The following is a 19,676-nucleotide window of genomic DNA, read 5'->3' as shown; positions in this document are numbered from 1 at the left end:
CGGTACGAAACGGGAAAGGTCTGGACCACTGCGGGTCGGGTTGGGGCGAACGAGGAAGTGGGGTGCAGGGCGCGTTCAGGGGGTGGGGTGGACGCGTGTGAGGAAGGTGCGCACGAGTGCGGAGATCTCGTCGAGGTGGGTCTCCAGGGCCCAGTGACCGGCGTCGAGCAGGTGGAGCTCGGCGTCGGGGAGGTCGCGCAGGTACGCCCGCGCGGCGCCCTCGGGCATGTAGCCGTCGTGCGGTCCCCACACGATCAGCGTCGGCGGGCGGTGCTGGCGGAGGTAGTCCTGCTGCCGCGCGAACCACGGCACGGTGTTGCGCTGGTCGGCCAGCAGCGTGATCAGGTTCTCGCGCCGCGCGGGTGTGGACATGAGCGCCCAGTGCAGCCGCCACAGGTCGGGCGAAACGCGCTCGACGAGCCGGGGCGGGATCTCGCCGACGAACTCGTCGCGGAAACCCTCCTCGCTCACGGCGTTGCCGAGCTTCGCGCGGCCCTCCGGCGTCGGGTTGTTCCAGTACTCCTTGAGCGGCGCGTACTTGGGGCCGTGCTCGTCCTCGTAGATGTCCCCGTTCTGGATGACCAGGCCCGCGATGCGATCGGGGTCGGCCATGGCCAGCCGCAGACCGATCTGGGAGCCGTAGTCGTGGAGGTAGACCACGTACCGGTCCAGTTCGAGCCGTCGCACGAAGCGGTGGAGGAAATCCGCATAGGCGTCGAAGGTGTAGGCGAAGTCGACCGGATCGGGTGTGCCGCTGTACCCGAAACCGGGGTAGTCGGGCGCGATGAGCCGCCACTGGTCACCGAGCGCGGCCATGAGGTTGCGGAACTGGTAGGAGGAGCACGGATACCCATGGGGCAGAACGACAACTGGCGCGTCGGACGGCCCCGCCTCGCGGTAGAAGATCCTCGTTCCGTCCAGCTCCAGCGTCCTGTGCGCGACCGGTACCACCACGACTTCTCCTTCCTCACAGCTGATTCCTCGGCGTACCCAGGCCCGTCGACGCGGTAACCACTTCAGCTGAGCCTGAACACGCACTTGCAAGTGCGTACTTCCGCTGGGAGAGCTGCTCGTCGAAGGTCGTGGTGCACCCGTTCCGACCGCTTTCCGAGGAGCAGCAACCATGTCCAGACCCGCTGAGCGCGCACAGGTCCGCGTCGGCCCGACCACCGTCACCTACCTGCCGGACGGGCACGCGTGGCTCAACCCGGCGGTGTTCCTGCCCGCGAGCGTCCCTGACGGCTGGGCCACGCACGACGCCTTCCTGGACCGGCGCGGGTGGTTCCCGGTGAGCATCGGGTCGTTCCTCGTGCGCACCGGCGACCGCGCCGTCCTGGTCGACCTCGGGCTCGGCGCGGTCGACTTCGCGCTGCCCGACGCGGCCGAGTTCCACGGCGGCGGCCTGCTCACCGCGCTCGCGGCGGAAGGCTTGTCCCCCAACGACATCGACACCGTCGTGTACACGCACCTGCACCACGACCACGTGGGCTGGACGACGCGCGAGGGCAGCCTCACCTTCGCCAACGCACGGCATCTGGTCAGCGAGGCCGAGTGGCGGCACTGGCACGGCACCGCGGATCTCGTCGGCCCGGACCTGGACACCGTGCAGCAGCCGCTCTCCGAGGTGATCGACTTCGTCGGCGACGGCGACACCATCGCGCCGGGTGTCCGCGTCCTCGCCACGCCGGGCCACACCCCCGGGCACAGCAGCGTGGAGGTGCGCGACCCCGGCGGAGCCGACCCGCGGCGCGTGCTCGTCCTCGGCGACGTCATGCACTGCCAGGTGCAGATCACCGAGAGCCACTGGAGCTTCGCCTTCGACGTCGACCCGGAACAGGGCGTCGCGACCCGCGAGCACGTGGTGAAGGACGTGCAGGACGAGCACACGATCCTGGCGGGCGGGCACTTCGCGGGACAGGTGTTCGGCCGGGTCCTGCCGCCCGCGCCGCTGCGGACGTGGGCTAGCGGACTGCGCATCGACTAGCGTCCGCGCCATGCCGCCGCACAGCCGCCGCCCCAGACCGGGCACGCCCGGACCCGTGCTGGCGTGGCTGCCCGACGGTCGCCCGGCCGACGTCTACAGCGCGCCGTGCCCCTCACGGCAGGTGCTCGACCGGATCGCCGACAAGTGGACCGCGCTGATCGTGGGCTGCCTGTCCACGGGCACGAAGCGCTACGGCGAGCTGCGCGCGGCCATCGACGGGGTCAGCGAGAAGATGCTCACCCAGACGCTGCGCAGCCTGGAGCGCGACGGCCTGCTCACCCGCACCTCGCACCCCACCGTGCCGCCGAAGGTCGAGTACGGGCTGACCCCGCTCGGGCGGACGCTCACCGGCCCGCTCGCCGCGATCCGCGACTGGGCGGAGATCCACATCAACGAGGTCACCGACGCACGGGCGCGCTACGACGGCTGACCGCGCTCCTTCCTGGCGCTGTTGCTCTTCTTCGGCCCGACGGGATTGGTTTCATTCGGCACTGAAGTCATCGTGACTGCCAATTTCAGGGCCGACGAGTGCCGTAGGCTCCCGGATCGTTCTGATGATCACGACCGGGAGCGGGGTTGCGATGACAGCGCAGTTGAGCGGCGTGGAAGCGTCAGCACTGGCCGCGATCGACGAGTGCGCCATCGGCCAGAACCTGGTGGAGCTGCTGGCCGTCCCGAGCGTGACGGGCACCGCCGCGGAGTCCGAGCTGCAGCACGTCCTCGCCCGCCAGCTGGGGCGCGCGGGCATGGACGTCGACCTCTGGCAGATGGACCTGGACGAGCTGCGCGGGCACCCCGACTTCCCCGGCGGCGAAGCGCCGCGAACCGAAGCCTGGGGTGTCGTCGGCGGGACGCAGCACGGGGGCGACGGCCCGACGCTGATCTTGCAGGGTCACGCCGACGTGGTGCCGCCGGGCGACCTCAAGCAGTGGGAGGGCGACCCGTTCCGCCCGAGGATCGTCGGCGACGTGGTGCACGGGCGAGGCGCCTGCGACATGAAGGCGGGCATCGTCGCGATCATCGCCGCGCTGGAGGCGATCCGGCGCGCGGGCGCCCGGCTGCGCGGGCAGGTGTCGACGCACTTCGTGGTGAGCGAGGAGGACGGCGGGCTCGGCGCCTTCGGCACGCTTCAGCGCGGTCACACCGGTGACGCCTGCATCATCACCGAGCCGACCAGCGGCGCGCTGATGACCGCGAACGCCGGGGCGCTGACCTTCCGCATCGAGGTCCCCGGCAGGGCCGCGCACGGCAGCACCCGCTACGTCGGCACGAGCGCGATCGACGCATACCTGCCGATCCACCACGCGCTCGCCCGCTTGGAGGCCCGCCGCAACACCAGCGCCGACCCGCTCATGTCGGAGTACCCGATCCCCTACCCGCTCTCCGTCGGCACGGTGCAGGCGGGCGACTGGGCGAGCAGCGTTCCGGACCTGCTCGTGGCCGAGGGCAGGCTCGGCGTGCAGCTCGGCGAGGACCCGGCGAAGGCGCGCGCCGAACTGGAGGAGTGCGTGGCCGAAGCCTGCGCGGGCGATCCCTGGTTGAGCGCCCACCCGGCCGTGGTGACGTGGCCCGGCGGGCAGTTCGCCAGCGGGCGGTTGGCGCCCGGGCACCCGCTCGCGGCGCTCGTCGGCGACGCGCACGCGGATGTCACCGGCGGTCCGCGACCGGCCGAGCGCGGCGCTCCTTACGGCAGCGACCTGCGGCTGTACTCCGGCGCGGACATCCCGACGTTGCAGTACGGCCCCGGCGACGTGCGCCACGCGCACAGCCCGCAGGAACAGGTCAGCGTCAAGGAAATCGTCACCGTGACCCGCGCGCTGGTGCTCGCGACCCTGCGGTCGGTGGGCACTCGGTAGATCAACACGAAGCAGCTCGGAGTTCCGGCTCCAGCTCCGGCCGCAGGGCGTCCTCGGCCAGCTCCGCCCACACGCGCTCGATCTCGGGCACGAGCGCGCGCCCGGCCTCGGTGGCGACGATGCGGACCTGACGGCGGTCCCCGGGACGGGCTCGCGGCGGAACCACCCCCCGCCCTCCAGCCGCGAGACGCTGCGGGTGGCGGTGGGCGGTTCGTGCGCCCCGGCTTCACGCTCACCGACCGCGCCCTGACCACCCCCGATCTGGGCCAGGATGCGGTCGACGCCGAGTCCGCGAAGACGCCGACGCTGCGGATCTGCACGCCCGAGGACGTCGCCGCCGTGACGGCGTTCCTCGGCTCCGCCGCCAACGGCACGTCAACGGCGAGACGGTCTCGGTCGCGGGCGGACGGCACCTCACCCGGTGAGGCGGTGGCCTCCCGATCGCCCGGGAGGCCACCGCGTCAGCTCACTTCGTGAAGCACCTGGGCTGCGATCCCCAGACGTTCACGCAGAGCGCGACGGCCTTGATCTTCACCCACTCCCCCGCCTTGAACGGATGCTCGTTGACCTTGAACGAGCGGTCGAAGGTGATCGCGTCGACGTCCTGACCACCACCGAGGACCGGGCTCATCGAGTCCGGCCGCACCGAACGGCTCTCGCACCGCCAGTTGCGGCTGAGCACCTTGCCGCCGGTGTCGCGGACGGTGCACGTCGTACCGCCGCTCTTGACGATCGAGGCGATGCGCAAGGTGAAGGTGGTCTTGTTGAACGCGTGGCCGCACCCGATGCCGAAACCACCGATGTTGATCTTGCACTCCCCCGCCGACGCGGTCGCTCCGGCCAGTCCGGTGAGGAACGTGGTCGCGGCGACGACGACGGCGAAGCGACGTGCCCGTGCTGCCGTGCTGGACATGTGCCTGCCCTTCCCTTCGAGGCGAGGTGGATCAGTTCGGGTTGTAGACCCAGCCCGACGCCGGGCCCTTGTCCTCGACGACCCGGACCTTCGCGATCCGCGAGCTCCAGCAGGTCGTCGGCCCCCACTTGCCGTCGGAGCCGCTGCCGTCCCACACCGAGAAGTGCGTGCCGTCGACGAGGTGGACGTCCGCGTAGACCCCGTGGCCGTCGCTCTCGCCGTCGAAGGCCGCCGCGCAGTGCTGGTTCGCCCGGACGAGGTTGCCCCCGGACTGGGCGATGGCCGCGTTCGCCGTGCCGGTCGCGATCATCGTCAGCGCGGTCGCGAGTGCGACGGTCCCGGTCGCCAGGACGCCGGAGCGCGAAGACTTCTTCATGTCGATCATGCCTTTCGTGAGGGCCCCGACGACTGCCGGTGCCGCCCTTCCTGGCTAACGTCTGGCGCTGTCCCACGAACAGGTGTTGACCTTGGTTGAGACAGTGGGACACGCTGAGACACAGGTCAGCCGGGGTAAGTGGGACCGCCGACGGTTGGACCGACGCACAGGGGGAATCAGATGCTCGGGCCGGTGAAGCACGAGAACGAGAGCGGCGCGGGACCCGTTCCACCCGATCCAGCGACGGCGACGGACCTCGCGCAGTACGTCGCGCTGCTGGACGGGCTGCGCGCCGTCGCCGGGTGGCCGGACGCGCCGATCGGCTTCAAGAAGCTCGACGACATGGCGCGCGCCAATCCGGCCGTCGGCCACGGAATGCTGTCGAAGGCGACCGCGCACCGGCTGCTGACCGGTCGCAACGACCTAGCGCTCAGTCGCGATCCGCACCGCTTCGTCAGCGCCTACGTCACGACGCTCGGCATGGACCCGGCGCCGTGGATCGCCGCGCTCGACGTGTTGTTGGAGCAGACGCAGCTCCCCTCGGCCCCGGTTCCTCCGGTCGTCGTCGCCCCGACGCAACAACGGCGACGGCGGCGGTGGCCGCTCGTGACCGCCGCCGTCGCCGGGCTCGCGGTGATCGCGCTCGTGACGTGGCTCGTCGTGCAGCCGGAACCGCCCGTGGAGCACATCGACCTCGCGAAGCCGTCGGTGATCGAAGTCAGCGGAACAGGTCTGCGGCTGGCCATCGACCGCGCGACCGACAACCCCGGCGCGGGCGCTGTGGTGCTCAACGGTGGCTCGGCGCCGGGCGCCGTGTGGGAGTTCGCCACGCCCTACCGCGACAATCCCGAGTTCGTGCAGATCCGCCCGCAGGGCAAGCTCCTGATGTGCCTGGAGGTCGTGAGCGGCAGGCACGACGACCGCGCTCCCGCGCAGCAGTGGGGGTGCAACGGAGAAAGGCACCAGTACTGGCAGGTGCAGCCGCACGGCCCGGGCGCCGCGCAGATCGCGAACCTCAACAGCGGCCTCTGCCTGAGCATGGCCGGGGCCTCGGCTCATGCCGGGATGAACCTCGCTCAACGCCCGTGCGAGAACGGCAAGCGCACGCAGCTGTGGAAGGTCGCCGCGGCTCCTGCCCCGATGACCACGACCGGTGCGGGAGCCGCGCGGGTGAGCCAGGGCGGCGTCGTCGGCACCGATGCCGCCGAGTACCCCGGTGGCGGTAAGGACCGCCCTTGCGACGACGGCCGCGCGGACGTCGACGTCACCGCCGTCGCGTGGGCGGGGCCCCGCATCTTCATCCGCGACACGGACGCCGCGCGCGGGCAGGTGAGCATCGGCCAGGGCACCGCTGGCGCCGCTCAGCTCTTCCGCGACTCGCGCAGCACCGCCGATGGCCGGCGCGAGGAGTTCTACTGGGCCGAGGGCTACGTGAAGTTCAGCCCCGAACGGTTCACCGTCGCTCTCCAGTGGACCGATTCGCGCGTCGAGGGTCGCTGGCACACGTGCTCGAAGCCGTTCCTCCGCGAGCACGAGCGCTCCGTCACCGCGGCGGTCATCCGCGACGCCGACGGCGACGGCAAGGAGGACACGTGGTTCCGCGCCTGCCTGATCCACCTCCCCGAGCGGTCCACCACGCCCGTCGCAGCCTGCACCGGCCGCTACTAGCGCCTGTGCTGCGAATGCGGTGCGGGTCAGCCCTCGGGGTAGAAGAGGAAGAGGGTGCAGCCCGAGGTGGTCTGCGGGACGTGCGACGAGCCCGCGGGGGCGTGGATGAACGAGCCCGCCGGGTAGTCGCGCTCGCCGTCGTTGAAGACCCCGGAGACCACGAAGACCTCCTCCGGGCCGGGCTCGTGCACGTCGATCCCCTGCCAGCTCGTGCGCGGGTCCATCTGGAGCACGTACGCCTTCGCCCCGTTCTCCCCCTGCCACAACGGGCGCAGGCGGATTCCGGGGAAGAGCTCGTGCACCGGGGCGTCCTCGACGGAGGACCACGTGTAGCCAGCCTGTTCGGTCGTCATGGGCCCAGCCTGCTCGGCGACCGGAAGCACGCCGAGTGTCTGGAAAGACATCCTCAGGTACTTTCTGGCCATGCACCGCGTCGTGGCCCTCGTCCGCGCCCCGCAGTCGACCTTCGAGCTGGGCTGCGCGGCACAGGTCTTCGGCGTCGAGCGCCCGGGGCTGCCGACCCGCTACACGTTCAGCGTGTGCGCGGAGGACCCCGGTCCGATCAGCACCCTCGCCGGGTACGACATGCTCGTGACCGAAGGGCTTGACGCGCTCGACCGAGCGGACACCGTGCTCGTCCCCGGGTGGCTTCCCGTGACCGAACCTCCGAGCGCCGCGGTCGTGGAAGCGTTGCGGCGCAATCATTCCCGGGGTGCACGGGTGGTCAGCATCTGCTCAGCGGCATTCGCGCTCGCGCACGCGGGACTGCTGGACGGGCGACGGGCGAGCACGCACTGGAGGCTCACCGACCAGCTCGCCGCGAGCTTCCCGGAGATCGAGGTCGACGCCGACGTGCTCTACGTCGACCACGGCGACGTGGCGACCAGCGCGGGCGCCGGAGCGGGCATCGACCTGTGCCTGCACCTCGTCCGCGGTGATCACGGAGCCGCCCACGCCGCGCACATCGCGCGCACCATGGTCATGCCGCCGCACCGCGAGGGCGGGCAGGCGCAGTACGCGGCGCCGTCGCACCCCGCGCAGATCGAGAGCACGCTCGCGCCGGTGCTGGAGTGGATCACCGAACGCCTCGACCAGGACGTGAGTCTCGATCGCGTCGCCGCGCACGCGGGGGTCTCGCCGCGCACGCTCACCCGGCGCTTCACCGACCAGCTCGGGACCAGCCCCGGGCAGTGGCTGCTCGCACGGCGGATCACCACCGCCCGGGAGCTGCTGGAGTCCTCCGACCTGCCACTGGAGGCCGTCGCCCGCCGCGTCGGGCTGTCCTCGGCGACCAACCTGCGCAGGCGCTTCCTCACCGCGCTGGGCACCACTCCGGGCGCGTACCGGAGAACTTTCCGCGCCAAGCCGCGATGACGAGGGCTTTTCCGTTATGCGCCAAGGCATCGGGGTTTTAGCGAACGGTCAGCGGAGTGCGCGCGGGCTAAGTGATCATCTTCGGCCATGAAGCTCTGGAACGTCCTCACGGCGGCTGCCCTCACGGTCGCCTCGCTGGTCCCGTTCGCCCCCTCCGCCGCCGCGAGCGAGGAGTGCGGCTCGGGGTACTACTGCATCCGCCTCCCCTACGGCCACGAGGTCCGGCTGTACTACATCCCCAAGGACTACGTCTCCGGCCAGGACACCTTCGACAAGTGGGTGTGGCTCGACCGCTCCTCCGACGGCGGCAGGACCTGGAAGCAGATGGGCGGCGGCGCGGGCAACACCGCGAGCTACAAGCACGAGAACTACAAGTGGCGCGCCTGCATCAACGACGGCGGGTTCAAGTGCACGGGCTGGCACTGAGCAGCGGTTCGCCCGCGGCGTAGCGGCGCAGGAACACGGCGGTCGGCGTGTCGGCCTTGGCGACGATCTCGGGCGGGCCCTCCGCGAGGACCGCGCCGCCGTCGGGACCGGCTCCGGGGCCGAGGTCGATGACCCAGTCCGCGGACGCGGCGACGGGGATGTCGTGCTCGGCCACGACGACGGTGTTGCCGGAGTCGAGCAGCACGTCCAATGCGTCCACGACCCGCTGGACGTCGGAGGGGTGCAGGCCGGAGACGGGTTCGTCGACGATGACGAGCCCGGCTCCGCGCCCACCGGCTCCGCGCTGGATCGCCGACGCGAGCTTCAGCCGCTGGGCTTCGCCGCCGGAGAGCTCGGTGGCGCTCTGGCCGAGCTGGAGGTAGCCGAGGCCGACCTGGTTGAGCGCGCCCAGGGTCTCGGCGAGCTGGCGCGGCTCGGTGAAGCGCTCGACGGCCTCGGCGACGGTCAGCTCCAACACCTCGTCGATGGCCAGGCCGAGGTAGCTGATCTCCAGGGCCTCGGGCCGGTAGCGGCGCCCCTCGCACGCGTCGCAGACCACCCACACGTCCGGCAGGAAGTGCATGTCGACGAGCTTGCGGCCGTAGCCGGTGCAGGTGTCGCAGCGCCCGCCGCCCGCCGTGTTGAAGCTGAACCAGGACGCGGTGAGCCCGCGCTCGCGCGCCGCGTCGGTGGCGGCGAAGAGCCCGCGCACGACGTCGAAGGCCTTGCTGTAGGTGGCCGGGTTGGAGCGCGGTGTCCGGCCCAGTGGCTCTTGGTCGACGACGGCCACCCAGCCGAAGCCGTCGAGTCCGCGCACGGAGCGCACCACGTCGGTCGGGGTGTCGTCGAGCGCGGCCTCCACGCCCGTTGCGAGCGCGCTGAGCAGGCTGCTCTTGCCGCTACCGCTCACTCCGGTCAGGCACGTGAGCCGCCCGACGGGAAAGCGCACCAGGTCCGCGACCACGTTGTGCGCGCGCAGACCCCGCAGCTCCACCCAGTCGGTTTCCCCGACCGGGCGCGGGATTCGACGCAGACGCGGACCGGCTCCGGCGAGGTAGCGGCCGGTCAGCGACGAGGGGTGGGCCGCGATGTCGGCGGGCGGGCCGGACACCAGGACCTCGCCGCCGTTGCGGCCCGCGCCGGGACCCATGTCGACCACCCAGTCAGCTCGGGCGATCAGCTCGGGGTCGTGCTCGACGAGCAGCACGGTGTTGCCCGCCTCGCGCAGCTCCAGCGCGATGTCCAGCAGCTGCGCCTTGTCCGCCGGGTGCAGTCCGTTGCCGGGTTCGTCGAGCACGAAGATGATGCCGCTGAGCTCGGTGCTGAGCTGCGCGGCGAGCCGCGTCCGCTGCAGTTCGCCGCCGGAGAGCGTGGCCGCGCTCCTGGACAGTTGCAGGTGCGCGAGGCCGAGCCGGTCGAGGATGCCGAGCCTGCGGTCGAGGTCCTGGACCAGCGGCTCCCCCACCTCGCGCTGCCGCTCGTCCAGCTCGTCGGCGACGCGCCGCGCCCAGTCGCGGACCTCGCGCACCTCCACCTCGATCAGCTCCGGGTAGCTCAGCCCGCCGAGCCGCACGGATCGCGCCGCCGCGTCGAATCCGCTTCCGGCACAGGCGTCGCAGGGCCGCTTGCGCATGTAGCGGAGGTACCGCTGCTTCGCGCTGGAGGTCTTGGCGTTGACGAAGACCCGCTCCACCTCGGCCAGCGCACCCTTCAGCGGCTGGTTCCAGGTGAAGGTCATCTGCGCCGTCTCGTTCTTGTTCGGGACGTCGACGGTGGCGACGATCTTCTCGTCACCGGTGCCGTGGAGCACGCAGCGCCGGAACTCCTCCGGCAGCGACCGCCACGGCTGGCCGAGGTCGACGCCCCGCTTCCGCGCGAGCGCGGGCACGAACGCGTGCTCGCCCGAGCGCCACTTCTCGAACCACGGCGAAGCGCCCTCGAACAGCGGCAACTCGGGGTGCGTGACGATCAGCTCCTCGCGCGCCTGCCAGCGCCCGCCGACGCCGTGGCACTCCGAGCAGCCGCCTTCCGGCGTGTTCCGGTCGAAGTGCGAGGTCGTGAGGTGCGAGTCGCCGTCGATGCCGGGCAGGCGCGAGTACAGCAGCCCCAGGTGCCCGTCGATGCCGGTGATCGTCGCGACCGTGGAGCGCGGGTTGCGGTTGAGGCGGCGCTGGTCGACCGCGAGCGTCGCGCCGAGCCCGAGCACGCGGTCGACCTTCGGCCGGTTCCGCTGGGTGATGTACTGCCGCACGAACGGCGAGAGCCCTTCCAGGTACCGCAGCTGAGCCTCGTTGTGCAGCGTGTCGACGGCGAGCGAGGTCTTGCCGCTGCCGCTCACGCCGGTGAAGGCGACCAGGTGTCCCTTGGGGATGCGCACGGACACGTCACGCAGGTTGTTCGTGCGAGCACCGATCACGTCGATCGTCCCGCTGTTCTCCACGCTTCTCACGGAGGTCATCGTCGACGCGAAACCTGACAACCCGTGTCAGCGTTATTGGTTCAGTTTTCGATGTACTGTTGCGCCTATGCTGAAGTGTGAGACGCGGGAGGACGCGCTCGCCCGCCTGGGCCGGGCACTGGCCGACCCGACGCGCTGCCGCATCCTGGTCGCCCTGCTCGACGGCGTCGTCTACCCCGCGCAGCTGGCCGACCGCCTCGGGCTGAGCCGGTCGAACGTGTCCAACCACCTGTCCTGCCTGCGCGGATGCGGCCTGGTCAGCACGACCTACGAGGGCCGTCAGGTCCGTTACGCCCTGGCCGACGAGCACCTGGAGCGGGCGCTGACCGAGCTGGTGAAGGTGGTCCTCGCCGTCGACACCGCTGAGCCGTGCGTCGATGAGCGGGTGTCGAGGTGAGCTGCGCCGACGCGCCAGCTCTCGATCCGCAGCGCCGAGCCGAGCTGACGCGGCGCGTGCGGCTGCTGGTCGCCGCGACGATCACCTACAACGTCGTCGAGGCCGTGATCGCGTTGGCGGCCGGGACGATCGCCTCGTCCACGGCGCTGATCGGCTTCGGCCTGGACTCGGTGATCGAGGTCGCCTCGGCCACCGCCGTCGCCTGGCAGTTCTCCGGCCGCGACCCGCAGGCCCGGGAACGCTTGGCGCTCAAGGTGATCGCCGTATCGTTCGTCGCGCTCGCCGGCTACGTCACCGTCGAGTCCGCGCGCTCGCTGTTCGGCGCCGAGCCCGCTGAGCACTCCACGGTCGGGATCGTGCTCGCGGCGGTGTCACTGGCGGTCATGCCGTTCCTGTCGGCCGCGCAACGCCGTGCTGGACGCGAACTCGGCTCGGCCAGCGCGGTCGCCGACTCCAAGCAGACGCTGCTGTGCACCTACCTGTCCGGCGTGCTGCTCGTCGGCCTGCTGCTCAACTCCGCTTTCGGTTGGCACTGGGCCGATCCGCTCGCCGCCCTGGTGATCGCGGCGGTCGCGGTCAAGGAAGGGCGCGAGGCCTGGCGGGGCCGGCACTGCTGCTGAGCGCAAGCGACCGCCCGCGCCGACGTGGCACGGGCGGCTCCTCGGGGGAAGATCACTCAGCGGTGATCTGGTGCATCAGATTGCCCATGTCGGGCGCGACCCACTCCTCGGCGACCTTGCCGTCGACGAAGCGGTAGTACTCCACGCTCCAGAAGTCCACCGAGCGCCCAGTGGCCGGGACGCCGCCGAACTCGCCCTTGTGCGTACCGCTGAACCGAGCCCGGACGGCGACCTGGTCCCCGTCTGCGGCCATGTGCTCGACGTCGATCCGCAGGTCCGGGAAGCCCTTCAGCATCGCCTCGGCCCCCATCCGCCACACCTCGCGGCTGCGGACCGGCTCGGGCAGCCCGGGGAGGTTGGCGACGAAGTCCTCGGTCAGCATCTCCACGCACGCGTCCAGGTCCCCGCTGACCAGGGTGGCGTAGGCGGTCCGCATCGCGGCCATGTTCCGCTCGGCGGTGCTGTTGGTGTTGGCGGTGTTGGTGCTCATGCCGATCCCTCCTTCACGACCACCACGCGGTAGCATGGTGAATATGGAACATGATGAATACAGTACATCATCCCCCGGCAAAGGCTTCTCCGAAGCGCTGTCACCCCGTGTGACGTTCAACATGCTGATGCGCGCGACGGAGCTGATCACCGAGGACATGACGGCGGGGCTGCGCGCCGATGGGCTCACGGTGGCCAGGGCCGCGGTGCTGTGGCAGCTCGCCGCCAGCGAACCACGCACTCAGCGCGAACTGGCTGACGCGCTCAACGTCACGCCGCGCAACGTCACGGCCCTGGTCGACGCGCTGGAGGAGGCCGGGTTCGTCGCGCGCGACCCGCACCCCGACGACCGCAGGGCGATCTTGGTCAGCCTCACGGAGAAGGGCGGCGCCACCGTGGCGCGCTTGGACGAGTCCGCCGACGCGCTGGCCGACCGGCTCTTCGACGGGCTCCCGGCCGACGAGCTGGCCGTGGTGACCCGCGTGCTCGCCGATGTGGCAGAGGTCTTCAGAACCTGAGGAGCCGCTGCGCTGGTCAAGGTGCGGGTGTTGACTCTCTCCCGGTGGGAGGGTCGAGCCTGGTGCCCGTCGGACAGGCGCCACGAGCAGAGCAGGAAGCACATGATCATCGAGAACGTCTCGTTCCCCTCCGGGCAGCACTGCGAGACCACCGCGCTCGGCGCGCTGCTGCGCCACGAGGGGATCGAGCTGTCCGAGCCGATGCTGTTCGGCCTCGGCGAAGGGCTCGGCTTCGTCTACTGGGACGCGAAGAACATGGACTTCCCGTTCCTCGGCGGGCGCTCCAAGCCCGCCATGATCACCCGGACCGTGGCCGAACGGCTCGGGCTCGACCTGCGCGTCCAGGAGACCGGCTCCACCCGCAAGGCGTGGCAGAACGTCACCGACGCCCTCGCCGCCGGGCGCCCCGTCGGGCTCCAACTGGACTGCTACCACCTGGAGTACTTCACGTCGAAGGTGCACTTCGGCGGGCACTTCGTCGCGTTGTACGGCCACGACGACACCCGCGCGAACCTCATCGACACCGCTCAGCAGGGCGGCGCCGTGACGACCTCGCTCGCGAGCTTGGAGCGCGCCCGTGCCGAGCGCGGCCCGATGACCGCGCGGAACCTCTCGTTCACCGTCACCGCGCCGGGCCGTCGTCCATCGCTGCGCTCCGCCGTGCTGGAGTCCGTGCGCAACAACGCGCGCGACTTCCTCAACCCGCCCATCGCCAACCTTGGCCACCGCGGCATCGGCAAGGCCGCACGCCAAGTGCTCGGCTGGCTCGACCGCTCCGACGCGCCGTCACGCGATCTCCCTCTCGCCGCGACGCTGATGGAACGCGGCGGCACCGGTGGCGCCCTGTTCCGCGCCCTGTACCGCGACTTCCTCGCCGAGAGCGCTTCGCTTGTCGACGACTCCACCCTCCGCGCCGGGCATCGGCTCTACGCCGAGATCGCTCCACTGTGGACGGAGGTCTCCGCGCACATCGCCGCGGCCGGTTCCTCCGGCGACGCCTCGCACCTCACCCGCGCGTCGAAGCTCCTCACCGACCTCGCGGCACGGGAGCACCACGCCATGCAGGTGCTCAGCTCCGTGTGACCTGGGCTTGGTCAGCGGATCGGGTGCCACACAACAGTTTCCGGGCGCTTTCCAGTAGCGGCGAACTCGTGCAGCACGGCGCGGACCTGAGCCTGCGGGATGACTGCGCTCGCGGGGAGGTCACGTCTGCTCTCCACGTAGTCGTAGGACACTGCCCCTCCCTCAAAATCCCCCGCGCTGCCGCAATGCATTCCATCGCACTGCACGACCCCACCGTCCAAGCCACCGCCGAGGCCGACCAGCATCTCGACCTGCGGCGGGAAGACGTGCAGGTCTTCCGCGCGGAACAACGCCGCCATGACCGCTCGCTCGCCTTCGGCCAACCGGTTGAGGAACGAGTCAATGGCTTCGACTCCGTCGAGCATTCCCTCATCGCGCCTGTCGCTGTGCCCGTTGACGCAGTACCAGAGGCGCAAGTCACTCATGGCGCCATCCTCGCAGAAGACCTGCCACACCGCGGCGATGCGCTTGCGCCCCGTGACGGGTGCAACCTTGCTGGGCACGTGCCTGAGACAACGACATCAGCTGCTCTCTGATCGAGTGATCATCGGCCAGACATCTGGTCAGCGCGCACCGATCCGGTAGGCAGAGCCGATGGACGGCATGTCGTCCCGAGGAGCGCGGGGATTCCGCGCACTGCTGGGAGAGGCGAAATGGCGGGAGCTGCTGAAGCGGGGAGTTGAGCGGGTTCATCGCCGCGGGTCTCTCTTGCTGCAGCAGGGGGAACCCGGCATGAGCGTGCTGGCGTTGATCCGCGGCCGCGTCAAGGTGTTGGGCGCTGAGCCCGACGGAGGGCAGTTGTTGCTGACCTTACGAGGGTCGGGTGATCTGCTCGGTGAGATCGCCGCACGCTCGTCCGCTCCTCGAACGGCGACCGTGCAAGCCGTTGACGAGTGCACGACGCACTCCATCTCGGCGAGATCGTTCAATGCTTTTCTCAGCGAGATCGACGGCCATGCCGCGCTCGCGGACTACGTCGTCTCCAAGTTGTCCCAGACAGTCCCCTATCAGGTTCAACTCATCCACTTCAGCCCTGATCGCAGGATTGCACGCCTACTGTTGGAGATTGTCTCTCTGGCGGAACTCACCGCAGACCCAGCGCGCGTGCCTTTTTCTCAGCAAGAGGTCGCTGACGCTTTGGGCATGGCGCGCAGCACGGTGGCCCACCACCTCCAGCAGCTCAAGGATGCAGGAGCACTGCGCACTGGCCCGCGCATTGTTGTCGCCAGCATTCCCCTGCTCAGACAGGTCGCCGGAGTGTGACACCCATCACCCTCAAACTGTCCGGCGGCGGACAGAACGTCGCGGCGCTGACTACCAAGCTTCTCCTCGCAAGCCGATCGAGGAGGAATCACCGTGGCGCACACCGTCTCAGAACTGCCCCCGTACCACTCGCTACTCGTTGTAGACGTCAAAGACTTCAGCGGTCGCGTTGGGCGTGATCACGCCCAAATCACCGAGGCAATCCCGGTCATTCTGCAGAGTGCTTTCCAGCGATGCGGCCTGACCGACTCGGTGTGGCGGGATCGCCGTTTCGAGGCCACGACGGGCGACGGTTACGCCCTGGGCTTCCCGTCCGCCGTCCTCCCGTTCTTGCTCAACCCCTTCCTGCGCGCCTTGCAGGACGAACTGGACTACCGCGAACAGGTCGCCGCACAACCGGCGGCGCTGCGCATGCGCGTCAGCATCAACGTGGGACCGATGACCAGTTCGACCGCACAGGCCATCAGCGACGGCAGCGGTACGTCCCGGGTTGAGAACCACCGTCTGCTGGACGCGAAGCCGGTCCGCGATCTGCTCGCACGCTCGGGTCCAGCTACCCGGGTCGCCGCAATCGTCTCCGCGCGTGCCTTCCAGGACGCGGTCCTCAGCGGATACGCCGCAGAACCTCCCGAGTTCTACATCGCGGCGCCTGTACAGGTGAAGACCTTCGCCGACACGGCCTATCTTCGTGTCCCCTCCCCTACCGGCGAGCTTCTCCGCACCGGCTTCCTTCCGCCGGAGGCTCACAACCTTGAAGGCTCGGACCAGGAAACCAAGCCCGCAGCAGGCAGCTCCCGCAGCGGCCGGTCGGTGAACAACCGCATCGCCGATGTGCACGGAAATGCCATCCAAGGCGGCGACTACGTCCAACACGGCGATACCACCACCAACCACAACCACGGACCCACCAATACCGGCTCCGGGAACCAGTTCAACGGCGACAGGGTTCGCTACAACGACAAGCGTCGGTCGCAGTGACCTTTCCTGACCCCCCTGAAGGCATCCCAGGAGCGGACAACAGCGCGGCGGACGTGTACGGCGCTGCCGTGCAGGGCGGCGACTACGTCCAACACGGCGATACCACCACCAACCACAACCACGGACCCAGCAACACCGGCTCCGGAAGTCAGATCAATAACTTCTTCAACGAGACACAGCGACGCCGTCGTGAAGCGCGCCGCGTGGCCAACGAGCACGTCCGGTGGCTGGCTGAGCGATTCGTCGCTCCGCAGAGATACCCCGAGAACGCCCTGCAGAGGCCGGGCTCCATCGTCCTGATGGGGGCGAGGGGCACAGGACTGCGCACCGCCGCTCTGATGGTTCTCACCCAGCGCGGCAAGATCGGCCTGGAGCAACTCAGGGAACTGTCCGACGTAGCCGATGGCCCTGGCGAACAAGCACTCGACCAGGGCGGCCTTCGCGATGACGAGCGCCTGCTGCTCGACCTGACCAACACCGATGACGCGAAGATCGTCCTGCTGCGAGCGGAGTTGGACGCCTACCGCGCCGCGGTTGAGAGCAAGCGGGCTCGTCTTGTCGTGGTGATCCGGCGAGATCAGGAACACCTGTTGAGAGGGTCCTTCACCGGTCTCATTGTCGATCTCGAGCCACCGAACGGCAGTCGCCTACTGCAAAGGCATCTTCACGCCGCGAAGATCCACGTGTCGCTTCCCCTGCCTGCCGAGACAGGGACCGAGACCACGCTCGAAGACTATCTCGCGACTGCCTCCGTCCGTGACATCGTCGGTCTGGCACGCCTGACGACGGAGGCCTGTGCCACACAGCCGCGTGGCACGCCGGACACGTGGTTGCAGGCAGCGCTCAACGCACGGTCTGCGCAGGGAGGCAAGGCGGCCGAGCTGTTCCAGCAAAGCAGTGACGGCAACGACCGAGCGTTGTTGGTGGTGGCCGGTTTCCTGGCGGGCAGGCCATTGGAAGCCCTCATCGACGCGGAAGCGAGCTTCCAGCGCCTGGTAGGGCTTCCACCCGACAAGACACACGTCCTGAACGGCCGCTACCTCGCGCAGAGGATGCGCGACATCGGTCTCCGCGCCGAAGGCGAGCGGTCGGTGACCTTCGCCGAATTTGGCTGCGATGGCGCTGTGCGCCACCACTTCTGGACGTACTTCGCCGAACTTCGCCCTCGGATGCCGGACTGGGTCGCGCGCACCGTGGCGCTTCCTGGGTTGACCGCCGTTGACACCTGGACGCTCGTCGATCGTTTCGCCCAGCAGGTTCTCACAACCGGTCCTGTTCATCTCCTCACCGACCTGGCACGGAGGTTGAGCGCCCACAAGACAGAACTCGCCCTGCAGGTGTTCTCCGTTGCGTTGCACCACCACGAGTTGTCAGGCCCTGTCCGCGAACAGATCTACAACTGGGCACGCGATCCCAACTTGCCTTCGCCACTCGCAAAGGTGCTCATCAGTACGTGCATCGAGGAGCTCGCGCCGCATCGACCCACTCAAGCGCTGGTGCGGTTGCGCTGGCTCACTCGACATCGCGACGGAGAGGTCAGTAGTCGTGCGCGCACTGCTCTGCTCGACCTCGTTGTGGACCGCGGTTTCCAGCGGTGGTTGCTCTACCAGTGGGCGAACGCCGCTCTTCGCGATGAGGACCGCGCCACCTTGTTCGAGTTGAACGTCTCCGAGCGCATCGCGAAGGAACGCCAGACCAGGCGCAATCTCATTGCTTGCTGGCGCAAAGTCCTGATCGACGGCTTCCGGGAAGTACCGCCCGAAGCCGTGCACCGCTGGTTGTCACGAGACCCAGAACTGCTGGTAGCAGCGTGCGACAGACGCGTGCCAAGGCTCAACGAGCTGTACCTGCTCGCACGCGAATGGGTGCTCGCGACTCCACGAGGGCCGATGCGCCAGGAAAACCTTGCGCACGTACGGCAGCTCCAGCGCCACATCAACCACGCCGTCGGCACGACCGCCTTGGAGAATCCGTGAGGACCACCGACACATCCACCGCCGCCATCGGCATCGCCCTCTCGCTCGTGCTCGCCATCGGCGCGGGAAGCAGCGCCGGATGGCCGATCTGGCTGATCATGCTGGCCGCCCTCGTGTTGCTGGCTGTCACGGCGTGGGTCGTGCGGCAGCAGCGCTCTCGACGAGAGGAGCACGAACTGCGGGTGGAACACGCTCGCAACGTCTACGAGCAGGAGGCGCGGCCGACACCGCCTCCCCCGCCGCCGCCGGGGGAACGCCGAATCGACTCCGTCACGCTCAGCAGCGCCACTCCCGACTACCCTTTCGTCTTCTCCTGCACCGTGCGGTGGCGTCCTCAGCATCACGCAGCGGGCAACGGGCACGCTGATCCAGGAGCCCTTGCAGCCGAAGCCATCGTGCTGCGGGCGCGTCAGATCACCACAGCACACGCTCCTGAGGACGACACGACCGCCACTGCGCTGGCAGCGGCTTTGGGCCACGCCGTATCCGATCCTCGCCAGCACGTCATCGCATGGGCCACGCAAGTGAGTCTCAAGGTCAGCCAGGAAGATCGCGAACACCTGAGCCGCGCGAGTGCCGTCCGCAAGCACATCCGCCTCTGGGAACAGGAAAAGGCCGTCGAGCAAGCGAAGCGCCGCTACTACGCCGACGACGTGCTTGCCAGCACCGGCAGCACCGTCGTCTGGTGGTTGGCACGCGACGCCGCTCGAGTTCAGGAGACGGTCGAGCTGGTCGGAACGCTTGCGCAGTTGTCAGCCGCTGCGCGCGATACGCACGTAGACGACGCCTTCCAGCATCTCTTGCCAGAGGACCTACGTCGTCCGACACCTCCCGCGCCAGAGCTCGTCGATGCCGCGCAGTACAACGAGGATGACAGTCGCCAGGGGGTCCCTGGTCAGATGACCGCATTCATTGTGGACGGCGATGGTGTGGTGACGAATCACGCTGACGTGATCGGAGGACAGCCCGTCCCACGCATCGACGAGGAACTCCTGCCCGATCCGGAGAACTCCGAGAATTCGCTGTTCGGACACCACCTTGCCGACCTCTTGGACCAGCATGAGCACCACGACCGCGCGCATCGCACTCGCGACCGCTACGGCGTTGAGGACCTCGACGCTGCTGACGAGGACTTCTCTCCAGTGGGAGACGTCGACGTGACGCATCCGCTCGACGATGAGGCGCCGGAGACGAGCACCTCGGCCGACGTCGAGGACCCGCCGCCTCCAGCACCCGACGACGACAAGTAGCCGCGCATCGCGCCCAGGGTTTGCTGTGGTTGAAGACCTTCTGAGCG

General features: G+C 69.3%; 23 protein-coding genes. 15 read left to right on the top strand and 8 right to left on the bottom strand.

The window, feature by feature from the left end:
• Positions 1-75: 75 nt before the first annotated feature.
• Entirely contained in the window at positions 76-954 is an 879-nt protein-coding gene (locus tag CCN37_RS22635; protein ID WP_210408155.1) for an alpha/beta fold hydrolase, read from the bottom strand.
• Between the two features lie 169 nt (positions 955-1,123).
• Here CCN37_RS22635 and CCN37_RS22630 point away from each other — a divergent pair, with 169 nt between their 5' ends.
• The 3 genes from CCN37_RS22630 to CCN37_RS22620 all read left to right on the top strand — a co-directional run bounded on the left by CCN37_RS22630 (position 1,124) and on the right by CCN37_RS22620 (position 3,840).
• The gene (locus CCN37_RS22630; RefSeq protein ID WP_086824324.1) at positions 1,124-1,984 is read left to right on the top strand and encodes an MBL fold metallo-hydrolase; all 861 of its coding nucleotides are present in this window, start codon (positions 1,124-1,126) and stop codon (positions 1,982-1,984) included.
• Positions 1,985-1,994: 10 nt separating this feature from the next.
• Positions 1,995-2,414, top strand: a complete 420-nt coding sequence (locus CCN37_RS22625; RefSeq protein ID WP_086824322.1) for a helix-turn-helix domain-containing protein — start codon at positions 1,995-1,997, stop codon at positions 2,412-2,414.
• A gap of 151 nt (positions 2,415-2,565) precedes the next feature.
• Entirely contained in the window at positions 2,566-3,840 is a 1,275-nt protein-coding gene (locus CCN37_RS22620; protein WP_168200801.1) for an ArgE/DapE family deacylase, read from the top strand.
• Between the two features lies 1 nt (position 3,841).
• Here CCN37_RS22620 and CCN37_RS22615 read toward each other — a convergent pair whose 3' ends face one another.
• A complete protein-coding gene (locus CCN37_RS22615; RefSeq protein WP_246843229.1) occupies positions 3,842-4,006 on the bottom strand; it encodes a hypothetical protein in 165 nt (54 codons plus the stop codon).
• Between the two features lie 47 nt (positions 4,007-4,053).
• Here CCN37_RS22615 and CCN37_RS22610 point away from each other — a divergent pair, with 47 nt between their 5' ends.
• Positions 4,054-4,317 (top strand): hypothetical protein, encoded by a 264-nt coding sequence (locus tag CCN37_RS22610; RefSeq protein ID WP_210408154.1) that lies wholly within the window; start codon positions 4,054-4,056, stop codon positions 4,315-4,317.
• Here the strand turns inward: CCN37_RS22610 and CCN37_RS22605 are convergent.
• Together CCN37_RS22605 and CCN37_RS22600 are read right to left on the bottom strand one after the other, a co-directional pair.
• Positions 4,307-4,753, bottom strand: coding sequence for a hypothetical protein (locus CCN37_RS22605; RefSeq protein WP_086824320.1), 447 nt, complete (start codon positions 4,751-4,753; stop codon positions 4,307-4,309). The two genes, CCN37_RS22610 and CCN37_RS22605, sit on opposite strands and share 11 nt — an antisense overlap.
• A 31-nt stretch (positions 4,754-4,784) precedes the next feature.
• On the bottom strand, positions 4,785-5,129 hold the full coding sequence (locus tag CCN37_RS22600; RefSeq protein WP_143261745.1) for a hypothetical protein: 345 nt from the start codon (positions 5,127-5,129) through the stop codon (positions 4,785-4,787).
• A gap of 192 nt (positions 5,130-5,321) precedes the next feature.
• Between CCN37_RS22600 and CCN37_RS22595 the strand changes: the two genes are divergently transcribed.
• The gene (locus tag CCN37_RS22595) at positions 5,322-6,797 is read left to right on the top strand and encodes an RICIN domain-containing protein (protein ID WP_168200800.1); all 1,476 of its coding nucleotides are present in this window, start codon (positions 5,322-5,324) and stop codon (positions 6,795-6,797) included.
• A gap of 26 nt (positions 6,798-6,823) precedes the next feature.
• Here CCN37_RS22595 and CCN37_RS22590 read toward each other — a convergent pair whose 3' ends face one another.
• Complete coding sequence (locus tag CCN37_RS22590; protein ID WP_086824365.1) at positions 6,824-7,150, bottom strand: cupin domain-containing protein; 327 nt, start codon at positions 7,148-7,150, stop codon at positions 6,824-6,826.
• 70 nt (positions 7,151-7,220) lie between these two features.
• Here CCN37_RS22590 and CCN37_RS22585 point away from each other — a divergent pair, with 70 nt between their 5' ends.
• Together CCN37_RS22585 and CCN37_RS22580 are read left to right on the top strand one after the other, a co-directional pair.
• Entirely contained in the window at positions 7,221-8,171 is a 951-nt protein-coding gene (locus CCN37_RS22585) for a helix-turn-helix domain-containing protein (RefSeq protein ID WP_086824314.1), read from the top strand.
• 87 nt (positions 8,172-8,258) lie between these two features.
• Positions 8,259-8,597, top strand: coding sequence for a hypothetical protein (locus tag CCN37_RS22580; protein WP_086824312.1), 339 nt, complete (start codon positions 8,259-8,261; stop codon positions 8,595-8,597).
• On the opposite strand, the gene CCN37_RS22575 is transcribed toward CCN37_RS22580, so the two are convergent.
• Complete coding sequence (locus tag CCN37_RS22575; protein ID WP_246843228.1) at positions 8,575-11,046, bottom strand: excinuclease ABC subunit UvrA; 2,472 nt, start codon at positions 11,044-11,046, stop codon at positions 8,575-8,577. The two genes, CCN37_RS22580 and CCN37_RS22575, sit on opposite strands and share 23 nt — an antisense overlap.
• 76 nt (positions 11,047-11,122) lie before the next feature.
• On the opposite strand from CCN37_RS22575, the gene CCN37_RS22570 reads away from it, so the two are divergent.
• Positions 11,123-11,452: a helix-turn-helix transcriptional regulator gene (locus CCN37_RS22570; RefSeq protein WP_086824308.1), complete on the top strand. Its 330-nt coding sequence runs from the start codon at positions 11,123-11,125 to the stop codon at positions 11,450-11,452.
• Positions 11,449-12,072 carry a cation transporter gene (locus CCN37_RS22565; RefSeq protein WP_086824306.1) on the top strand — a complete coding sequence of 208 codons (624 nt, stop codon included), beginning with the start codon at positions 11,449-11,451 and terminating at the stop codon, positions 12,070-12,072. Before CCN37_RS22570 ends, CCN37_RS22565 begins: the two co-directional genes overlap by 4 nt.
• A 52-nt stretch (positions 12,073-12,124) precedes the next feature.
• On the opposite strand, the gene CCN37_RS22560 is transcribed toward CCN37_RS22565, so the two are convergent.
• Positions 12,125-12,562 (bottom strand): ester cyclase, encoded by a 438-nt coding sequence (locus CCN37_RS22560; RefSeq protein ID WP_210408153.1) that lies wholly within the window; start codon positions 12,560-12,562, stop codon positions 12,125-12,127.
• A 109-nt stretch (positions 12,563-12,671) separates the two neighbouring features.
• Between CCN37_RS22560 and CCN37_RS22555 the strand changes: the two genes are divergently transcribed.
• Both CCN37_RS22555 and CCN37_RS22550 read left to right on the top strand, forming a co-directional pair.
• A complete protein-coding gene (locus CCN37_RS22555) occupies positions 12,672-13,079 on the top strand; it encodes a MarR family winged helix-turn-helix transcriptional regulator (protein ID WP_210408152.1) in 408 nt (135 codons plus the stop codon).
• Between the two features lie 102 nt (positions 13,080-13,181).
• On the top strand, positions 13,182-14,162 hold the full coding sequence (locus CCN37_RS22550; RefSeq protein ID WP_086824304.1) for a BtrH N-terminal domain-containing protein: 981 nt from the start codon (positions 13,182-13,184) through the stop codon (positions 14,160-14,162).
• A gap of 11 nt (positions 14,163-14,173) precedes the next feature.
• On the opposite strand, the gene CCN37_RS22545 is transcribed toward CCN37_RS22550, so the two are convergent.
• On the bottom strand, positions 14,174-14,587 hold the full coding sequence (locus CCN37_RS22545; RefSeq protein ID WP_143261744.1) for an Imm1 family immunity protein: 414 nt from the start codon (positions 14,585-14,587) through the stop codon (positions 14,174-14,176).
• A gap of 169 nt (positions 14,588-14,756) precedes the next feature.
• Here CCN37_RS22545 and CCN37_RS22540 point away from each other — a divergent pair, with 169 nt between their 5' ends.
• From CCN37_RS22540 to CCN37_RS22525, 4 genes are all read left to right on the top strand, one after another.
• Positions 14,757-15,425, top strand: a complete 669-nt coding sequence (locus CCN37_RS22540) for a Crp/Fnr family transcriptional regulator (RefSeq protein WP_371504763.1) — start codon at positions 14,757-14,759, stop codon at positions 15,423-15,425.
• Positions 15,426-15,518: 93 nt separating this feature from the next.
• Positions 15,519-16,403 (top strand): hypothetical protein, encoded by an 885-nt coding sequence (locus tag CCN37_RS22535; protein WP_143261743.1) that lies wholly within the window; start codon positions 15,519-15,521, stop codon positions 16,401-16,403.
• Complete coding sequence (locus tag CCN37_RS22530) at positions 16,400-18,379, top strand: hypothetical protein (RefSeq protein WP_143261742.1); 1,980 nt, start codon at positions 16,400-16,402, stop codon at positions 18,377-18,379. The genes CCN37_RS22535 and CCN37_RS22530 overlap by 4 nt, the downstream gene beginning before the upstream one ends.
• Positions 18,376-19,629, top strand: a complete 1,254-nt coding sequence (locus CCN37_RS22525; RefSeq protein ID WP_086824296.1) for a hypothetical protein — start codon at positions 18,376-18,378, stop codon at positions 19,627-19,629. Before CCN37_RS22530 ends, CCN37_RS22525 begins: the two co-directional genes overlap by 4 nt.
• The last annotated feature ends 47 nt before the right edge of the window (positions 19,630-19,676 follow it).

The sequence above is a fragment of the Allokutzneria sp. NRRL B-24872 genome, assembly GCF_002155965.1.
In the GTDB taxonomy this organism is placed as follows: Bacteria; Actinomycetota; Actinomycetes; order Mycobacteriales; family Pseudonocardiaceae; genus Allokutzneria.
This window is presented reverse-complemented; position numbering and strand designations above follow the sequence as displayed.

Excerpts from the sequence above, each read along its gene's own strand:
- CCN37_RS22630 (WP_086824324.1), top strand. The coding sequence starts at position 1,124 with ATGTCCAGACCCGCTGAGCGCGCACAGGTCCGCGTCGGCCCGACCACC.
- CCN37_RS22625 (WP_086824322.1), top strand. The coding sequence starts at position 1,995 with ATGCCGCCGCACAGCCGCCGCCCCAGACCGGGCACGCCCGGACCCGTG.
- CCN37_RS22620 (WP_168200801.1), top strand. The coding sequence starts at position 2,566 with ATGACAGCGCAGTTGAGCGGCGTGGAAGCGTCAGCACTGGCCGCGATC.
- CCN37_RS22605 (WP_086824320.1), bottom strand. The coding sequence starts at position 4,753 with ATGTCCAGCACGGCAGCACGGGCACGTCGCTTCGCCGTCGTCGTCGCC.
- CCN37_RS22600 (WP_143261745.1), bottom strand. The coding sequence starts at position 5,129 with ATGAAGAAGTCTTCGCGCTCCGGCGTCCTGGCGACCGGGACCGTCGCA.
- CCN37_RS22590 (WP_086824365.1), bottom strand. The coding sequence starts at position 7,150 with ATGACGACCGAACAGGCTGGCTACACGTGGTCCTCCGTCGAGGACGCC.
- CCN37_RS22585 (WP_086824314.1), top strand. The coding sequence starts at position 7,221 with ATGCACCGCGTCGTGGCCCTCGTCCGCGCCCCGCAGTCGACCTTCGAG.
- CCN37_RS22580 (WP_086824312.1), top strand. The coding sequence starts at position 8,259 with ATGAAGCTCTGGAACGTCCTCACGGCGGCTGCCCTCACGGTCGCCTCG.
- CCN37_RS22570 (WP_086824308.1), top strand. The coding sequence starts at position 11,123 with ATGCTGAAGTGTGAGACGCGGGAGGACGCGCTCGCCCGCCTGGGCCGG.
- CCN37_RS22560 (WP_210408153.1), bottom strand. The coding sequence starts at position 12,562 with ATGAGCACCAACACCGCCAACACCAACAGCACCGCCGAGCGGAACATG.
- CCN37_RS22550 (WP_086824304.1), top strand. The coding sequence starts at position 13,182 with ATGATCATCGAGAACGTCTCGTTCCCCTCCGGGCAGCACTGCGAGACC.
- CCN37_RS22545 (WP_143261744.1), bottom strand. The coding sequence starts at position 14,587 with ATGAGTGACTTGCGCCTCTGGTACTGCGTCAACGGGCACAGCGACAGG.
- CCN37_RS22540 (WP_371504763.1), top strand. The coding sequence starts at position 14,757 with ATGGACGGCATGTCGTCCCGAGGAGCGCGGGGATTCCGCGCACTGCTG.